The sequence below is a fragment of the Glycocaulis albus genome (genome assembly GCF_014639075.1).
Lineage (GTDB): Bacteria > Pseudomonadota > Alphaproteobacteria > Caulobacterales > Maricaulaceae > Glycocaulis > Glycocaulis albus.
Genome location: NZ_BMFS01000001.1, coordinates 334803 through 353464, shown reverse-complemented (window position 1 = coordinate 353464; position 18662 = coordinate 334803). Strand labels below are relative to the sequence as shown.

The 18662-nt window shown below is 65.6% G+C and carries 12 protein-coding genes; 6 read left to right on the top strand and 6 right to left on the bottom strand.

The window, feature by feature from the left end; all coding sequences use genetic code 11:
- Positions 1-103 precede the first annotated feature (103 nt).
- A complete protein-coding gene (locus IEV75_RS01730; protein ID WP_188450815.1) occupies positions 104-2434 on the top strand; it encodes a caspase family protein in 2331 nt (776 codons plus the stop codon).
- 4 nt (positions 2435-2438) lie between these two features.
- Positions 2439-4223: a CHAT domain-containing protein gene (locus tag IEV75_RS01725; RefSeq protein ID WP_188450814.1), complete on the top strand. Its 1785-nt coding sequence runs from the start codon at positions 2439-2441 to the stop codon at positions 4221-4223.
- Between the two features lie 2 nt (positions 4224-4225).
- On the opposite strand, the gene IEV75_RS01720 is transcribed toward IEV75_RS01725, so the two are convergent.
- Positions 4226-5953: an alpha/beta hydrolase gene (locus tag IEV75_RS01720; protein ID WP_188450813.1), complete on the bottom strand. Its 1728-nt coding sequence runs from the start codon at positions 5951-5953 to the stop codon at positions 4226-4228.
- A gap of 191 nt (positions 5954-6144) precedes the next feature.
- On the opposite strand from IEV75_RS01720, the gene IEV75_RS01715 reads away from it, so the two are divergent.
- Positions 6145-9063 carry a CHAT domain-containing tetratricopeptide repeat protein gene (locus tag IEV75_RS01715; protein WP_188450812.1) on the top strand — a complete coding sequence of 973 codons (2919 nt, stop codon included), beginning with the start codon at positions 6145-6147 and terminating at the stop codon, positions 9061-9063.
- A 9-nt stretch (positions 9064-9072) separates the two neighbouring features.
- On the opposite strand, the gene IEV75_RS01710 is transcribed toward IEV75_RS01715, so the two are convergent.
- Positions 9073-9660 carry a hypothetical protein gene (locus tag IEV75_RS01710; RefSeq protein ID WP_188450811.1) on the bottom strand — a complete coding sequence of 196 codons (588 nt, stop codon included), beginning with the start codon at positions 9658-9660 and terminating at the stop codon, positions 9073-9075.
- Positions 9661-9770: 110 nt separating this feature from the next.
- Here IEV75_RS01710 and IEV75_RS01705 point away from each other — a divergent pair, with 110 nt between their 5' ends.
- Both IEV75_RS01705 and chrA read left to right on the top strand, forming a co-directional pair.
- Positions 9771-11078, top strand: coding sequence for a HAMP domain-containing sensor histidine kinase (locus IEV75_RS01705; RefSeq protein WP_188450810.1), 1308 nt, complete (start codon positions 9771-9773; stop codon positions 11076-11078).
- Complete coding sequence (chrA, locus tag IEV75_RS01700) at positions 11078-12379, top strand: chromate efflux transporter (RefSeq protein WP_188450809.1); 1302 nt, start codon at positions 11078-11080, stop codon at positions 12377-12379. Before IEV75_RS01705 ends, chrA begins: the two co-directional genes overlap by 1 nt.
- Here the strand turns inward: chrA and IEV75_RS01695 are convergent.
- The 3 genes from IEV75_RS01695 to IEV75_RS01685 form a co-directional block, all read right to left on the bottom strand.
- Positions 12376-13722, bottom strand: a complete 1347-nt coding sequence (locus IEV75_RS01695) for a spinster family MFS transporter (protein ID WP_217978809.1) — start codon at positions 13720-13722, stop codon at positions 12376-12378. The genes chrA and IEV75_RS01695 overlap by 4 nt on opposite strands.
- Positions 13723-13820: 98 nt before the next feature.
- Entirely contained in the window at positions 13821-14864 is a 1044-nt protein-coding gene (locus IEV75_RS01690; RefSeq protein ID WP_188450808.1) for a strictosidine synthase family protein, read from the bottom strand.
- Positions 14865-15181: 317 nt separating this feature from the next.
- Entirely contained in the window at positions 15182-17350 is a 2169-nt protein-coding gene (locus tag IEV75_RS01685; protein ID WP_188450807.1) for a penicillin acylase family protein, read from the bottom strand.
- A 106-nt stretch (positions 17351-17456) separates the two neighbouring features.
- On the opposite strand from IEV75_RS01685, the gene IEV75_RS01680 reads away from it, so the two are divergent.
- Positions 17457-17873, top strand: coding sequence for a DUF1330 domain-containing protein (locus IEV75_RS01680; protein WP_188450806.1), 417 nt, complete (start codon positions 17457-17459; stop codon positions 17871-17873).
- A 104-nt stretch (positions 17874-17977) separates the two neighbouring features.
- Here IEV75_RS01680 and IEV75_RS01675 read toward each other — a convergent pair whose 3' ends face one another.
- A complete protein-coding gene (locus IEV75_RS01675) occupies positions 17978-18649 on the bottom strand; it encodes an HAD-IB family phosphatase (protein WP_188450805.1) in 672 nt (223 codons plus the stop codon).
- Positions 18650-18662: the final 13 nt, after the last annotated feature.

Here is an 18662-nt window from a genome sequence, read left to right as displayed (position 1 = left end):
TCACGCCAATGGCTGTCGGCCTTTGTCAGAAAACACATGCTCGCAGCCCCGGCACGCCTCGCGCTAGTCTGGCCGGCAAGGTTCGGGACGGGGAATACAGCTTATGCTGCGCATCACAATCAGGTTCATCGCGGTTCTGACAACTCTGCTGGCGTGCGGAGCGCCGGGGCTAGCCGATACGCCCCGCCGCCATGCCCTCCTGATCGGTGCGTCCGGCTATGACGAGAGCCGCATCGGACCGGGTGTGGAACTGCTGGGGCCGCGCAATGATGTGGCGCTTATGATCCGCGCGCTCCGGGCCTATAATGTCCCCGATACCAACATGCTGGTGCTCGCCGACGGGCTGGACCAGACAGGTATCGACTTTGCCGCCCACGGCGATCCCAACCGTGATGAGATCCTCGCTGCCTTTGCCGGGATGCTGACGCGCGTCCAGCCAGGCGACGAAGTGCTGGTCTATTTTTCCGGCCATGGATCGCGCCAGCCCCAGCCGGAGGGCGCGCCCGAGCCCGAGGCCAACGGGTTTGACGAGATTTTCCTGCCGCTGGATATCGGTCACTGGGAAGGCGCGCACGGCGACCGTCAGGCCGGCGTGCACAACGCGCTGCTCGATGACGAGATCGGCGAATTTCTCGATGCCTTGAGAGAGCGCAACATTTTTGTCTGGCTGGTCGTCGACACCTGCCATTCGGGCGGCGCCAATCGCGGGGCCGGCCCTGGCGGCGAGTTCCGCACCCGTGCCGTTACCGAGGACTTGCTGGGCATTCCCCTCGAGGCGCGCACCGCCGCTGAACAGCGCGCGCAGGCCACACGCTCGGGAGCAGGTTCGCCGCGCCCCGATGCCCCGGTCACGCTGGGTGAAGGCGGCTTTGTAGCCTTTTATGCGGCCCATTCCGGCCAGCTGGCCCTTGAGGGCCTGATGCCGAAAGTGGGCGCTGCCGAGGCGCGTGACAATTTCGGCGTGATGACCTTTCACATCGCCAACGGGCTTCTGGCTGGCGGCGTGGCAAGCTATCGCGATCTCGCCTACCGGGTGCTCTCCGGCTATAATGACTGGGGCAGCCGGGCGCCGGCCCCCCTCTTCGAAGGGGATCTGGACAGGGCGCTTCTCGGCCAGGGCGGCACAGTGCGCTCTCCGCAATGGCATGCCCGCTTTGTGGCCCGCGACACGGCTGAAATCGAGGCGGGCTTCCTCGAAGGCATAGGCGAGGGCGCCGTGTTCGAGATCATCGTGCGCGACCCCGATACACAAGGCCCGCACCCCGCCTTCCCCGGCCCTTATTATGTGGAGGCGGCCGAGATCGGCCAGACCGCAACCCGCGCCGTGCTGACCGCTTTTGAAAACAATGAGGCCGCCCGCTCCCTGCCCGGCCGCACCGCCTACATGACCGCCCGTCTTGCCGACCCCGGTGTGCGCCTGTGGCTTTCGGTCACCCTCGAGGAGACGGGCGGCCAGATGAATGCGCGCGAGCAGCTGGCACTGGATGCGCTCGGCCGGCTGGCAGCAGCCAACCCGGAAACACTGATCGCACCGATTGATTTCCGCGAGCCGGGCGAGCCGGCCGATATCCGTATCCGCGTGCAGGATGACGCGATCTGGCTGCTGCGTGGCGAACCGGACATAATTGCTACCGGCCGTGACCGCTCCGCGCGCATCGTGATTGATGATGCCGCCAGCAGTGACGCGCTGATGAGTCAGATAGAAGGCGAGCTGCAAAAGCTCGCGCGGGTGCGCAACGTCCTCAATGCCGCCAGCGCGCTGCAAGGCGCCAGCGGTCTGGAAAACCTCGCTTATGAGGCCTTTGTCTGGCGCGCCACGCCGCCGCGTCTGACGGCCAATGCCCGCGCAGCCGATGACTGGGCCTGCGCCCTGCCCGATCCGTCCGCCATTCCGGCCGACGCCGTTTCCTTCGATGAGCTGGGAACAAGCGATCTCAACGCTCTCGAACTGAGCCATTGCGATATCGTCTATGTCCGCCTGACCAATACCGGCGACCGGCCGATTGATGTCACCCCGCTCTATATCGACAGTCAGGCCGGTATCCACCGCCTGCCCTTCCTCGGCTCCAGCGCCTCCACGCGCATCGAACCGGGTGAGCAGCCACGTATCGTCTGGGCCGGGCTTCGCACGTTCGACTGGACCAGCGGCTATCCGGCGAGCGCCGGGCTGGAACGCCTCGTCTTGCTGGCAGTGGAGCGCGAGCCGGACGCAGCCATCCCGATGGATTTCAGCTTCCTGACCCAGGCCAGCCTGACCCGGTCCGCCGATGGCGCGGTGAACGATGCGCAGCACTCGCCGCTCGGCGAGCTTATGAGCATGGCCGCCTTTGGCGGATCTGCGACGCGCAGCGCGCGCGCACGCCCGGCGCTGGATGCACGCGCGGGCACCATCATGTTCCAGTGGCGGCTGATACCGCCGGGCGCCGGGGAGTAATGCCATGCATGCCTTGAAGTTGCCGTATCTGACAACGGCCCGCCTTGTCCGCACCCTGCTCGCTTCAACCGCCCTGTCCGTGTCTGCAATGTCCGGCGCGGCCATCGCACAAGGCTCTGACGCCTGTACCGAAGGCTCGATGGAGTATCACTGCCTGCGCGCGGAAGGGTATTGGGCGGCCCAGTGGGCGATCCAGACCTCCGCGGCCCGCGCCCTGTCACAGGTCGGGGCCCGCTTTGCTTCCAGTGACGACGCGCTGGGCCTTCTGGTCGCCGAGCGCCGCCGCTTGGCCGATCAGCGCAGTGCCGCCGAGAGCCGTCTATACGAGGCGCTCGCCATCACAGATGCTTCGGCGCGTGAAGAGGCCGGCACGGCAGCGCGCAGCACGCTTGAGGCAGTATCAGGGCGCCTCGCGGAAATCGACACCATCTTGTCGCGCGACTTCCCCGAATACACCCAGCTGACTAGCCCCCAGCCCCTGTCGGTCGAGGCGACACAGGCCCTGCTGCGCGGCGATGAGGCGCTGATACTGATCCTCGCAGGGGACCGATCCACCTTCGTCTTTGCCATCGACCAGGAGGGGATTGACTGGGCCCGCGTGGAGATAACGGCAGCCGAGCTCGGCGAGGCGGTCGACCTGTTACGCCAGGGCGTCGATCTCAATCACGGGCGCGGTCCGTGGAATGCGGTCGCCGTGCAGGCCAGCAGCGCGGCGTCAGGCCTGCCCGTCTTTGACCGGCAGGCGGCCTTCCGCCTCTACCAGCAGCTTCTTGCGCCGGTCGAGGCACGCCTAGAGGGCAAGGCCCATGTCTACGCGGTCCCCTCCGGCGCACTTTCCAGCCTGCCGCTGGCGCTGCTGGTTACCGAACCGCCATCCGGAGCAGACAACGAGGTCGATGCGCTGCGCCAGACCGCCTGGCTCGGACGCCGCTATGCGATGACAGTCCTGCCTTCGCCTGCCTCGCTGCGGTCACTGACACGCTTCGGCGCAAGCCGCGCATCAGCCCCCTTCCTGGGTGTAGGCGACCCCTGCATTGGCGCGCGCGCCGGTGCCGGCTGCGAGCGTGCGCCCTCCAGCTCAGGGGACCGCCCGCAGCGTGGCGGCGGCAGCACGCGCGGCGTCTTCAACGCCAGTGCATCGTCTGACGGTGTGTTTATGGCCGATGTCGAAGCGGTACGCGCCCTCAGCGCCCTGCCCAATACGCGCCCCGAACTGATTGCGCTGGCAGAGGCCTTCGGCGCACATACCGGCCGTGACCTGCTGGTGGGGGATGGCGCGACAGAAGCCAATCTGCGCAGTGCAGCGGGCCTCTCAGACCGTCAGGTGATCGCCTTTGCCACGCACGGCCTGATCGCCGACGAGCTGCCGGGCCTGACCGAGCCGGCTCTGGTCCTCACCCCGCCAGCAGAAGCCCGTGAAGGCGATGACGGCCTGCTGACAGCCTCTGAAATTGCGCGCGATCTCACACTGGATGCCGACTGGGTGATCCTGTCAGCCTGCAACACGGCAGCGCCCGGCGGCGCAGGCGCAGAAAGCCTCTCAGGGCTCGCCAGCGCCTTCTTCTACGCAGGCGCGCGCGCTCTTCTGGTCTCGCACTGGGTTGTCGACGACGCCGCCGCGCGGCGCATTACCACCGGCACGCTGTCTGCCATGAACGCGAACCCGTCGGCCGGGCGCGCCGAGGCGCTGCGCCAGTCCATGATGTCGATGATGGATGACCCCCAGTTTGCCCACCCGGCCATGTGGGCACCCTTCGTGCTGGTCGGGCAGAACCGGCCCGCAGAGTAGCGCTAACGCCCCTCTGCCATCAGCCGGGTGATCAGCTGACGCACATCCTCCAGCCGGCCGGCAATCGCCGTTCCGGGCAGTGCAGCGGCACTCTGCAGGATTTCCATCGGTTCGCCATCCTCACCGCTGCGGCGCAGCGCTGTGATCGAGTATTTGAACACGTCCGGTTCGCAATTGCCGCCGGTTTCCGGGTCCACGGCGTAGAACTGCCCCATCTCGCCGGTATTGGTATGCAGGATGCAGCGCTCGTCCGGGCTTAGCGAAAGCCAGATCAGGGCCCGGAAATCATCCATGGCCGGCCCGGCATAATCCGAATGCCCAAGGCCGCGCCCGCCCGCCGCTGTCGTATCGACTGTGCTGAGCCCTGCAACCACAACCGGGTAAGGCGGACTGGAATCGCCCGCGCGCGGATTGCCGCCATTGATCCTTCGCGACAGCAGCAGGGCGCGGTCCCGGCTGGAGGCGTAGAGCGTCATGCCGCTGGCCAGATGATCAATGCGCGGCAACAGATGCATGAATTCCCGGGCATCCACGTCCGGCGAAGCCCATACGACCTGATCGAAGAGCGGTTCGGGCGGATTTGGATAGCTTTCGCCCAGCTGTTCAAGCGCGCGGGCCAGAAAGCGATTGCCCATCGAATGGGCAACCAGGTGGATGCGGTCCGCATTCGCCCCGTTCATCAGAAGATAGAGATAATCCACAAGATCGCGGATATTGGCGTCGTTCACCTCGCGCCCGTCGGCGAAATATCCCAGCAATGAAGCGCGCGATGGCCAGGAGTAGAGCGCTGGCACACCGTCGATTTCCAGATCCACCGCCAGCTGGGCCGCACGCTCCGCCGCACCGCGGAAATCAGAGTTGAAGCCGTGGATGAAGACCAGGAGCTCGCGGCGCTCTGACGCGTCCATCGCTTCGCCCAGCGCGCTGGTAAAGGCATAGTCGTCCGCGAACGGCTCGACGCGTTCAAGGATGAAATAGTCCGCCCGGTACTGGTCAAGATCGCCGGGATAATCGCGCCGGCGCGGAATCGAACCCGCCTCACGATTGCGCGGCACCGAGACGGTAACCACGCCCAGGTCGAGCGGCGCTGCGGTTACGCCGTAATAGGCGTTGGGATCTTCAGAGCCGGTGCGCACGCGGTTCGTCCCATAGAAAACCGGCACTATCACATGATCAGCATCGGCTCCCGCCTCAGGATCGCGCGTCAACGCCTCCTCATCCTCGCGCGCAATGCGGGCCCGCAGGACAGCCAGCTCCGCCTGCGCGCCTTCAAGACTGTGTGCCTCGCTCGCCCCGGAGGCCGCAGCCTCGACGGCAAGCGCGGTTTCCATCAGATAGAGGAAATCACGCGCGCGCACTGCGCCTGCTTCCTCCAGAACCGCATAGGCCTCGTCGAGGATTTCGCGCGCCCGGTCGAACCGGCCCTGCGAGGTTTCCAGCCGGGCCTCATTGACAAGTCCGTGCGCCCACGCGCCCTCCACGCTATCAGCCATGGCAATAAGGGTGCGCGCCTGCGCATAGGCGGCGCGGGCACCCTCCGTATCGCCGCAATCGCTGCGCCAGCCGCCAAGGTCGAAATAGAGTGCCACCTGCTCGGAGACATCCAGCTCCAGCTCCGACAGGTCGAGCGCCTCGACGCGCTCCGGCTCAAGCTCACAGCCCTGTCCCATCGCGGTGCCCTGAAACGCCAGCACAGCCAGCGAGGCACACACTCCCGCAAACATCTTCATCTGCGCTGGTCCCCCTTGTCACAGCGACCCCTGATCCGCCCGAACTTTGTGGCAGGAAACACGGGCTGTCGAGCGGCTGGCGCCAAGCCTGTCCGCCTTTGTCAGACCCGCCCTCCCGCAAGTGTTTGCCAGCAGGCGCGCGCCACGCAATCATGGGCACTCTGCGGGCGAGCAAGGGGAGGTGCTAACTAATGGCACGCAATCATCTGAGGACGTGGGCACTTGTCCTGTCCCTGCTGGCTGCACCTTGCGCGCTGGCGCAGGAAACGGCCCCGGCGCTCGCGCCATCGGTCACCGAACCGGAGGCGCGCGCCCTGATCGAAACCGCCGAAGCGATCGACATGGAAGAGGATCCGGCCGGTGCCCGCGCTGCCTGGCAGAGCGCCTACGATACCGTCCTGACGCTTGATGGCGTTGCCGCAACTGACCGCGCCGCCATCCTCAACCAGCTTGGATCAGCTATCTTTTACGCAGGAGGGCGCGAGGAAGCGCTCCAGCTTTTCCAGGAGGCCGCCAGCGTCTTCGAGACAGCGGGCCCGGACCATCTTGAGCCGCTGGAACAGGCGCTCGGCAATGTGGCCTCGATCCTTGCCACGCTGGGCCGGCTGGATGAAGCAGAAGCGGCGGCCCGCGACGTGCTGGCTATCCGCCAGCGGCTCTATCCGGAAAACCATGTCCAGATCGCGCGGTCCTATTTTGAACTCGGCGCCATACTGAATGCGCGCGGGGAGCTGAACGATGCCGTTGCCCTGGTCGAGCGGTCGCTGCGCATCCGCGAAACGGTTCTGGAAGCCGGTCATCCGCATATCCCGATGACCCAGGTGAGCCTGGCTGCAATCCTTATCCGGGCCTATCGCTTTGCCGAAGCCGCCGAGCTGTCGCGCGAGGCTGCCGAGCAGCTTGAGGCCGGCCTGCCGCCCGGTCACCCCTTTATCGGCTTTGCCCGGTCCAGCTATGCTGGCGCGCTCAATGCCTGGGGCCGTTATGAAGCCGCTGAACCCCTGTTGCGGCGTATTCTGGAAGACCGGCGTGCCAGCCTTGGCGACGCGCACCCGCAAGTCGCCGATACGCTGAACAATCTCGGGGTTTCACTGTTCGGGCAGGGCCGGTCCGCCGAGGCAAGACCGCTTTTCCTCGCCGCACGGGACATCTACCGCAATGCCGCAGGTGCCGAGTCTGTCGAGGCCGCGCGCATGCAGATGAACGCAGCCGACACGGCGTTTGCGCTCGGCCTGTACGGCGATGCCCGCACCGAATGGCTCAATGTGCTGGACGTGTTCGACGCAGCCGGAACAACGGGCGCCGACAGGATCAGGGTTCTGGCCGAACTGGCTGCGCTGGAGGCGATGGACGGCAACCCGTCAGAGGGTTACCGCTATCTGGCTGATGCACGGGTGCTTGCGGCCAGCTACCTGCCCGAAGGCCATGAACGCCGCCATGAGCTGGCGATAGACGAGGCTTGGATTTCGGCTATGGCCGGCGATGCGATGCGCCATGTTCCCGAGGAGGTCGATACAGCCGTTTCCGCCCTTGCCGCCGATCTTGATCTGGCCGATGTCGATAGCGCGCGCGACATGGCCCGCACCCGCCAGCGCGCCTTTCGCCGCGCCCTGGACATCGCCTTTGCCGCCAGCGACCAGCGGGCGGCCTTGCGTTACATGCAGCTGGTCCACGCCACCGGCCTGGCGCTCGCTGCCGAGGCAACGGCCGTGAGGACGCGCAGCGGCGCCGGCGCAGCCGCAGAGCTTGTCCGCGCCCGGCAGGATGGCTGGCGCGCATTGCGCCTGGCGGAAGAAAACTATGTCCGCATCCGCTCGGCCAGTGGTTCACCCGATCCGCACGCTCTCTCGGCCGCAAGCAACGCCTACGAGAGGGCCCGGGCCGATCTTGACGGGCTTTCGAGCACCAGCCATGGCGCTGCCGCACTGGAAACGCTGTCGCTGGAAGACGTGCAGCAAGCGCTGGAGGCGGATGAGAATATCATCGCCTTTGCTTTCACACCCGGCGGCGGGGTCAGCCTGCGTATCACACGCGCCGGCATCGTGATGGACAGGTTGGCGATAAGCCGCGAGGACGCGCAATCGGCCCTGACGGTCCTGCGCCCGGCACTCCAGACAGGCGCCGCAGCGGGCCTGACACGCTCCTTTCCGGCGGCTGAAGCCCATCAGCTTTACGCGGGCGTTTTCACGCCCCGCCTGACCAGCGGGCTGGAGCCGGACACACAGCTTTCCATCCTGGCCGATGGGCCTTACCGCTCGATTCCCTTCCCGGTCCTGCTGACGGCGCTGCCTGACGCGCCGATGGACGGCGAGGCCGCCCATCGCAATGCGCCCTGGCTGATCACGCGCCATGCGGTAACAGCACTTGCATCCCTTGCAGCGCTGAGAGACCGGCAAGCCAGGCCGGACAGTGTCGAGCCCTATCTCATCGGTTTCGGGGCACCGGTGTTTTCCGGCGAGGCCCCTTCAGAGCCTGTCACACTGGCCGCTCTGATGCGCAGCACCGATGGCGTGCAGGCCCTGTCCTCACTGCCTCCCCTGCCCGGCGCGCGCGCCGAGCTGGAGGAACTGGCCCGGCTTTTTGGCGAAAACCGTTCTGACATACGCCTTGGACTATGGGCCACCGAAGCGGCCGTGAAATCAGCCGACCTTCTCCGCGCCAGCGTTCTTGTATTTGCCACGCACGGCCTGTTGCCCGGCGAGCTGGAGACCGTCCTTGAACCCGCGCTCGCCTTCACCCCGCCCGCAGAGCCCGGCGCGCAGGATGACGGCCTGCTGACCGCCTCGGAAATTGCCGGGCTGCGGCTTGATGCGGACTGGGTGGTGCTCTCGGCGTGCAACACATTCGCCGCCGGTGGCATGGCAACCGCGCCCGACCGCCTGGCACAGGCCTTCCTCTATGCCGGTGCGCGCAGTCTTCTGGTCTCCCACTGGACCGTGCGCGATGATGCGGCCGCCTACCTCACCGCAAGAACCGCCGGGCGCAGTCTGTCGGGCGATAGCCGCGCGCAGGCTTTCCGCAGCGCCGTGCTGGAACTCATGCGGGATGAGGCGATACCCGGGAGCGCGCATCCGGGCGTATGGGGGCCATTTGCCCTCATTGGCCGGTAGCCGCCAATGTCAGTTGGTGATCAGATAATAGGGGATTTGGGCGCCCGTGAGGTTGACGACCTCAATCGTGAAAGGTTCCGACCAGACAGGAACCCACTGGCAGCTGACCGGTGCCGTGCTGACCACCGCCTCGCACACAGGCTCGCCGTCATTGCGCCGGATCGCGAGGCGCAAAGTGCCTGCGCCGCGGGCCTGCAGCGACACGCGCGCCGCACGGCCGGAATGGAAGCTGTCGCGCAACAGGGCCGTCTCCCCGGCCCCGACAACGCCGTTGCGGTAAGCCGGGCCGGCAATGCGTCCACGCGAGGGCGGTACGCTTTCGCCAAGCTCGGCCGCCCTGTCATACCAGCGCGCGGCAAGATCGGTTTCCCCATCACCCGGACGTGCGCCGCTGGCCTCCAGAAGGCTGGCCGCCGCCAGCAATGCTGCGCCGTCATCGGCCGCTTCCGCGCGCAGACCGATATCAAGCGCGGCGAATATCTGGCCATCGGGCTCGCCAACGGCAGGCAGGGCCGTCACAGCCTGCTGCGACGCACAGCCCGCCGGCACGGCGGCAAAAACAACGGCAATCGCAAGGGCGCAAAGGCGCTGGTGCATCGGAGAACTCTGCTTTCATGAACGCGGACACCAGCCTAGACCAAACACGCCCGCAGCGGAAAGGGGCGCACTGGCGCATTCTGCGCTCCAGCTTCGCACGGCTTGCCGCCATGATCGCAGCCCTGGTGAGCGCCGCGGCAACAGCGGTGTTCCTGATCGCGTATTTTGCCTTCGCCTTCGTTTCCAACCAGACGCTGCGCCAGCTGGTAGACACCGATGCAGCGGGCCTGGTGGACATATATTCCATTGAGGGCGAGGCGGGATTGCAACGCTCCTTGCAGGACCGGCTGGCCTTCCGGCCACTGGAAGGCGAAGGGCCTGTCTATTTGCTGACCGATCCGCAGGGCAATCCGCTGGCCGGCAATCTGGCCGCCTGGCCGGAGGCGTTTTTACTGGATGCCAGCTGGGTGAGCGGGGTCTTTACCGTGGACGGAGAGGCCTTGCCCCTGATTGGCCGGGCGTTCCTGATGCCGCAGGACTACCGGCTGTTCGTCGGCCGGTCCACGACAAGTCAGGCCGAGGCGCTGGCCCGCCTGCGCACCATCTTCACGGCGGGCTTTTTCATCACGCTGACCCTGGGCATTGCTGCCGGCCTGATCGCGGCCAGCTGGATCATGCAGAGAGTGGAGCGGTTGAACCGCACCTGCCATGCCGTGCGGGACGGCGCCATCAACCAGCGCGCGCCGGGCGCGGAGGGGGCCGACGAGTTCGGCCTCCTTTCGCGCAATATCAACGCCATGCTGGACCGCATTGAACGCCTGATCAGCGCCCAGCGCGACGTGTCGGACCTGACCGCGCACGAATTGCGCACGCCACTGGTCCGCATCGACCGGACCCTCGCTGATGCCGCAAACAGCCCTGAACGGATCGAACAGGCCCGCGAACAGCTCGCTGAGCTGGGTGAGCTTATCAACTCCCTCATGGACATCTCCGCCATCAGCGCCGAGATCGGCGATACCCGGGGGCTGGAAACGCTCGATCTGGCTGCCCTCGCGCGCTCGGTCACCCCGCTCTACAATGATGTGGCGGGTGAGAAAGGAGCCAGAGTGAAGCTGGATGCGCCACGGCCGGTGATGATGCGCGGCAGCCCGGCCCAGCTTGGCCGGCTGATCGCCAATCTGGTCGACAATGCGGTCAAATTCCTGCCTGAGGGCGGCGAGGTGACGGTGATCGTGCGCGAAGGCCCGGTCCTGATCGTGGAGGATAACGGCCCTGGCGTCCCGGCCGACTGGCGGGAACGGGTCTTCATGCGCTTCGCGCGCATCAGCCATGGTGGACCGCGCGGGCATGGGCTGGGCCTCTCCTTCGTTCACGCCGTGGTGCGCCGCCATGGCCTGACCATCGAAGTGGAAGATGCAAGGCCGGGTGCTGCCCGGCCCGGGGCGCGCTTCATCGTCCGCCGGGCCGGAGCCGCCTGATGTCCCCGCGTCCGCCGCTCACCAGCCTTGCACGCGACTTTGCCCGCATCGGGTTTCTCAGCTTCGGCGGGCCTGCCCCGCAAATTGCCATGCTGCATGAGCTGGCCGTGGAGGAGCGCGGCTGGATCAGCGATCAGGAATTCCTGCGCGCGCTCAATCTGTGCCACCTCCTGCCCGGTCCGGAAGCCATGCAGCTGGCCACCTGGATCGGCTGGCGAATGGCAGGCATTCGCGGCGGGCTGATAACGGGCGGGCTCTTCGTCCTGCCCGGCGTGTTGGTGATTTTCGCGCTATCGGCCCTCTACGCCTATGCGGCGGACCTCACCCTGGTCGGCGCCGGTTTTACGGGCGTACAGGCCGCCGTACTGATCATTCTGGCCGGCGCCGTCCTGCGGCTTGGAAAGCGGACACTGAAGTCGGCCGGCAGTCTCACAATTGCGGCTGGCGCCTTTGTGGCCCTGCTGTTCGGCCTGCCCTTCCCGGCGATTGTTGTCGTCGCGGGCTTTGCAGGACTGTGGCTGACACAAAAGGCTGACACCGGCGATAGGACCGAAGCGCCCTCCAACCCCGATCAGCCCGGCCAGATCGGCAGCAGCGCCATCACCTTCCTGTCCGGGCTGGCATTATGGCTGGCTCCGCTCGCGCTTGTATTTGTGCTGCTGGGCGGCGCGCATCGCCTGACGGAGATCACCGCCTTCTTCTCATGGCTGGCGATTGTCAGCTTTGGCGGGGCCTACGCGGTGCTCGCTTTCATGGCGCAGGCCGGTGTCGAGCAGTATGGCTGGGTAAGCGCAGGCGAGATGGCTGACGGGTTGGCGTTGGCAGAGTCGACGCCCGGCCCGCTCATTCTGGTCACGCAGTTCACGGGCTTTCTGGCGGCGTTCCGCGAGAGCGCGCCCTTCTCACCCCTGCTGGCGGGTATGCTGGGGTCGCTGCTGACGGTATGGGCCGTCTTCCTACCATCCTTCATCGCGATTTTCACGCTGGCGCCGTGGATGGAACGCCTGAACCGCGTCAAAATCCTGCAAAGCGCGCTCAACGGCATTTCGGCTGCCGTGGTGGGCGTGATTGCCAGTCTGGCAGTGTGGTTTGCCACACAGGTCATGTTCGCCGTGACCGGCGAGATAAGCTTCGGCCCCTTCCGGCTTATCACGCTTGATCCGGCCAGTATCAATGCCCCCATTCTCGCGATTGCGGCTGTCTGCGCCGTTCTGGCCTTTGCCTTCAAACGCGGTGTAATGACGCTCGTAGCGGCAGGGCTGGCCATGGGCCTCGCCCTGCCGCTTCTTGGCCTCATCTAGGCGACCACCTCGTCCTTCAGCGTCCTCGCGGCGAGGAAGAAGGCTATGGAGGCAATGCCCCCCACCCCGCCAAACGTCACCATTGACCAGCGGATACCTTCAGCCGGGCCCATGGTCTGGGCGAAGATATCGCTGAACGTGCCCACCAGAAGCGGGCCGAGGCCAAGGCCTATGAGGTTGATGATAAACAGCAGGACCGCCGCCGCCGTTGCCCGCGTCTGCGGATGCACAAGGCTCTGCGCGCTGGCAAAGATCGGCCCGTACCAGATCGCCCCGGCAAAGACCGGCACGGCAAGGATCAGGAAAGACAGCGCCACATTGTCCACCAGCATGGCCGCGATGAAGGGGATCACCGTCACGAGACCTGCAATCGCCGGCACGGTCGCATAACCGGCCACATTCTTGCGCGCCGCCCGGTCGGCCAGCACACCGCCCAGGAAGGTTCCCGCCGCGCCGCATACGCCGATGATGAGGCCAAGCGCAGTGCCGACAAAACCGATAGGTCCGAAGCTGACGCCGATCATCTCGTTCACGCTGACGGCCATGGCCGTCAGCCCCTCGCCGTGATTGCGCAGATAGAAGGAGCCGTAGAAGGCGATATGGCCATACCCGACCATGGCGCTTAAGGCCGCGCCAATGGAAATCCACCAGAAGGACTTCTTCGATTTCAGCTCCTTGATGGCGTCGACAAAGCTCGGCCCCTTGACCGGCACGACCTTTTTTTCCAGCCCCCGGCGCGGCTCCGGCAAGGTCAGGAAAGCCATGACCGCCAGGATAATCCCCGGGGCCCCGGCAACAAAGAAGGCCGCCCGCCAGCCGAACGCATCGGCAATCAGCCCGCCCAGTGCCATACCCGCCAGCGAACCCAGCGGAATACCCATGGAGTAGAAGGCCAGCGCCGAGGCACGTTCCTCCTTGGGCGTGTAATCCGTGATGAGCGAGTGCGCGGGCGGTGAACACCCGGCCTCGCCAACGCCGACCCCAATACGCGCCAGCAATAGCTGGGTGAAATTGGCTGCCAGTCCGCAGGCAATGGTGAAAGCGCTCCACACAGCCACGGCAACGGAGATGATCTTCACCCGGTCGGCCTTCTCCGCGTAACGCGCGATCGGGATGCCGAGCACCGTGTAGAAGGCCGCAAAGGCAAGGCCGGTGAGCATTCCCAGCTGCCAGTCGGCCAGGCCGAGCTCCAGCTTGATCGGCTCGGCCAGGATATTGACGATCTGCCGGTCAAGGAAATTGAAGATATAGATGACAAGCAGCATGCCGACGGCATAGCGGCGAGCGCCGGGCGCTAGCGGCTGGGTCACCGGTATCCCCGGTGGCGGGCTGGCAATGGCCAAGGCAGTTCCTCCCCTTCAAAATCGCGGGCTTTTGCCCGTCTGTCAGAAGGAGAGGTTAGAGCGCGTTTGGCGCGTGTGAAGCCCTATTCGCCAAGCACTCAGCCGCGCGGGCAGATCAGCACACGCGAATCGAACACGCCGCCCACCACGAACTGGTAGCCATGGGGCGCCCCGACGCTGGATCCGCTCAGCTCCTCGCCGTCAGTGTAGAGTACAGTCACCACCTGGCCGCTCTCGGGATCGACACGGATCACATGGGAGGGCGCAAGCGCGTTCCCGTCTTCGGCATGGGCCAGAAAATCGAACACGCGCGCATGCGCACCGATCCACAAATGCCCGCTCTCGTCGATCTCGATATTGTCGGCTCCGGTGCGGACCGGGATGGCGCGCCGGTGGGTCAGCCCTCCGGTTTCAGGGTCACGGTCAAACACGTTGACCCGCCGCCCCAGAAACTCGGCCACATAGAGAGTCCCGCCGTCCGCCGACACATTGATGCCGTTGGCATAGATCATCCCGCCCGCGGCAATCCGGCCCTGCTCGCCGTCAAAATAGCTGACACCGGCGAGCGGCAGGCCGAAATAGGCTTCCAGCTGCTGCATGATGCCTGACTGATAGCGCGAATCATTCGTGGCGTAGAACTGGTTGGGGCCGACCGCGACGAGATCATTGGGCGAGGACAATTCGGGATAGGCAATGGTTTCGGCATGGAAGAGACGCCAGTCCTCGTCCACCTCGAACACCTCTACCGTGTGCCCGCCGGCCAGGGGGTGATTGATCACAAACAGCCTCTGGCGGCCGTCCTCGCCTATATAAAGGCTGATCCCGTGCGGCTGGAAATCCTCCGGCCCGTCAACACTCGCATACCGCAATGTCTGGAACGGATCGGCGATATCGAACGTCCAGATACCGCCAGCTTCCGGGTTTTCCGAACGCCGGTCAGCCGCCGAGACAAACACGATGCCCGATTGCGGGTGGATGGTCACATCCTCGGTGCCGGGCGCGACCTCCAGGCTCTCGCAGCGCTCCGCAAGCCGCGGCTCATAAGGCGTAAGCATGCCGGACGCCGGGACAATCATATAGGCAATGCGCCCAAGCGCGATCAGGATAATAAGGCCGATGGCAATCAGAATGACGCGGATCATGCAAAAACCCTCCCCGGAGCATTGGTGTAAAGGTTAACGCAAGACGGGCGGACTGTCTTGCGGGGAAATGGCGGGCATTGCCCCCGGTGCTTCGATATCTCCAGTTGTCATCACCCGGTTACGGCGCGCAGCGCCGCAAGCGCGATCCCCGATCAAGCCGGGGACAGGCCTTGGCGCCCGCGACTGCCTGTGCCCGCGCAGGCAGGTATTCGCGGAACATCGCAGCCCGGCCTGTCCCCGCGCAGGCGGGGAATAGGCTGCGGAACTGAAAGAGACTGGGCACCGGCTTGCGCCGGTGAAACGCGGTAACGAGAAAACTAACCCCGCTCGCCCGGACGGTAAGCCTCCACCGCGCTCCCGCGCACCTCGTCCACGCTCATCGGCACGCGGCGCAGCTCCTCATCGGCGAAGACCTGCATCTGGCTGGTATAGTGTGGCGCACCGGGACGATTGGACGAGCCGAAATGGTGAACCGCCCACAGCGAGAGCTCGCCGTCTGTATCCCACTCCGCCAACATGACAAGGCCATCACCGGCCACCATGGAAAGCGTGCCATCGCCATTGCGCTGGCCGTAGACGGCACGCAGCGTGTCCGGCCCGCCCTGAAGCGGGATAGCCACATCGCCGCGCCGGAGAAAATTGACCTCGCTCCAGAGGGGATCGAGCCGGCCGTGATGTTCGGCGAGATAGGCTGCCGCATCGCGGAACGCCTCATCCAGCGGCGGCCCGGCCCGCCCCGCGGCGCGCGCCGTCCCCACCGGCTGATAGGTCAGGAGCGACAGGGCGGCATGGCGATTGTCAAAATCAGCCCGTCCGTCCCACGCCTCGATGATCTCGAGCGCCTCGGCCATCACGGGGTCATCGCTCCAGTCCATGGCCAGCAGCTCTGCACGAAGCTGCATGGCCTGACTGTCGGGATGGAAGGAATGGTCCCACTTGATCGCCAGAAGCTCGTCGCGGCTGATCGTCTCCAGCTCGGCGAGCGCCGCCGTGGCGACAAGGCCGCGATTGGTCATGTGCGTTTCGATGCCGAAATTGCGCGGGAAATCAGCCTCTTGCGGATCCTCTTCCGATAGCGTCACGCGAAAGGGCGTGTGGTTGGCGTCCACCACATAGCCCGCTTGCGGATCAACCATGTGCGGCAGCGCATCGAACGGCGCAAACTCGCTCCAGACCAGATCGGAACGGTCGCCGGGCAGAATGCCCCGCCAGTCGAGGCCCGGCTCGTCGAGGCGCAGCGGCATGCGGGCATTGTAATAGCGGGCGATGCGCCCGGTGGAATCGCCTACCACCCGGTTGGTATTGCCCATGGCGCGCATACCCATCGCCTCTTCATATTCGGCAAGATTGCGCGCCCGCATCAGACGGTAGGTCTGCTCCACCCCGCGCAAGTCTCCTTGCGTGGCGTGGCGGATGGCGTAGACGCCGCGCTCGGTACGCAACACCGTACCGTGAACGGAGCGCTCTATTGGACGCGTCACCTGAAAGGCAAACGGCCCCCATAGATGGACCAGCATGCGCGCGGTAGAGCGCTCCAGTGGCATATACTCGCCATCGAGCAGGTAGGACCGGCCATCCTCAGACAGCGTTAGTTCGTAGACATCGATGAGGTCCGGCCGGTTGATCGTCGCGGCATGGGCCATGCCCGGATTGGCACCCAGATGCAGTACGGGAACGCCCGGAAACGTGCCGCCGGCAAAGTTCAGCCCTTCGTCCGACATCATGTGGGTCTCATACCAGGCGACGGGGCCCTCGACCGGCTGGTGGGAGTTGATGACCACGCGGGTTGCCCCGTCATCAGAGCGCGAGGGCGCGACCGCAATTGCGTTGGAGCCAAGCTCATGCTGCTCGCCCGGAGCGATGAAATGGACCTGAAGTTCCTGCCCGCGCGCGCCATCACGCTCGACATCCGGCGCAAAGAGCTCGGTCAGCACATCGCTCATCCCGTAGAAGAGCGGGAAGTAGAAGGCGGCAAGCGCGGCCACATCGCGGCCCGTCACCGGAAAGAGATCGCGCACACGCTCGTCCGGGTGCAGCGCCGCGTAATAGTTCAGCCCCGCCGCATAGCCGCTGAGCAAGGCGCGCGTATCCAGCGTAAGCTGGGTCTCGTACTCGGCTGCGACCAGATCGGTGACACCCAGCGCCTGTACGAGATACGCGCCGCGCGCCTCGCTCTCGTCGGTGGCGAGCATTTCCGGGCCCAGAGCGGCGCGCAGCGCATACTGGATCGTGGCAAAATCATCTTCCGCATGGGCGTAAGCCAGCGCAAAGGCGGCGTCCCCATCGGTTTCTCCCAGCACGCGCGGAACGCCCCATTCATCGCGGAAAATCTCCGCCTCGAAATGCATGGCCTCGGCAAGCGCCACATCTTCGTCGAAGCTGCGCACTTCCAGCGGTACAAGGCGCAGCCCGGCGGCAAACGCGACCGCGACCGCCAGCGCCAGCACCACCGGCACCGCGATGAGAATGATCCGTCCTGCACGCATGAGCGCCCCCTCCCCGTTTCGTTTATTGGTGTGTCAGTGTGCATGCCCGCGCCGTGTGCGCAATCACCCGCTTGCGTGCACGCACGCCGCATCGCACCATTGGACCATGAGCCATATTGATCCCACACGCGACGCCTTCACCCTGTTCAAGGGTCTCGACCGCACCCAGCCGGTCGAGATGCTCAACCTGCTCAGGTTCCGCGAGATTGCCGCCTATCCGGATGATCGCAAGATGAGCGGGGAGGACGCCTACAAGGCCTATGGCCGCGAAAGCGCGCCCGTCTTCCAGCGCGTGGGCGGCAAGATCATCTGGCGCGGCCTGCCACAGCTGACGCTGATCGGGCCGTCAGAGGAGCGCTGGGACATGGCCTTCATCGCCCGCTATCCCAGCGCCAATGCGTTTCTGGAAATGGTGACAGACCCGCACTACCAGCAGAACGCCGTACCGCACCGTCAGGCGGCCGTGGCCGACAGCCGCCTTGTCCGCCATGCGGCGCTGCCGGTCGGGGACATGTTCGGATAGGGTGGACGATGTCCTCCCCCGTTTACGGGGAGGTGTCAGCGCAGCTGACTGAGGGAGGCTTTATTGAATAATCCGCCTCGGTTCTTCGGACCACTCCCGGAGAACTAGACCCCCAGCAATTTCGCCAGCTCGTCCACGCTACCGGCAAAGGCCGGTGCGCGCTGCGCCACAGCCTCGCGGCGCACCACGCCGCCAAAGCCGATAAACGCATCGGCTCCGCCACCGGCGAAGGCCTCGTAATCGGTAATGCCGTCGCCCACCATCACGGCGAGATCCGCGCCGGTGAGGCTTTTGAGCGCCGCCGCCACCGGCCCCTTGCCGCCAGAGCGCGAAAGCGGGTTGTCGCGGTCGAAATCGCTGACATTGCCATCTGTATCGAACACGAAACGGTTGGCACGGATATCCCCCGGCGCAAAGCCCAAAGCGTCCAGCGCGGGGCTGACCAGCTCGGCAAATCCGCCCGAGACGGCGAACACACCCGCTGAACGGGCGCGCAGCTTCTCCAGAAGCTCCGCCATCCCCGGTGTGAGTTCGAAGGCCAGCGCCTGCGCCGCATCCTCGACATCGCCGCGCGTCAGGCCCGCCATGGAGATCCGCACCTCCAGCGACTGGCGAAAATCCAGCGCGCCAGCCATGCCCTTGTCGGTAATCTCTGCCAGCTCTGCCGCACGCGCCTTGCCGCCCGGCTGACCGGCCAGCGCGCGCTCCACGGCAAAGTCGAGGCTTTCCACCTTCAAAAGCGTGGAATCCACGTCGAATATGATGATGCGTGCCATCGGCCCCCGTCCC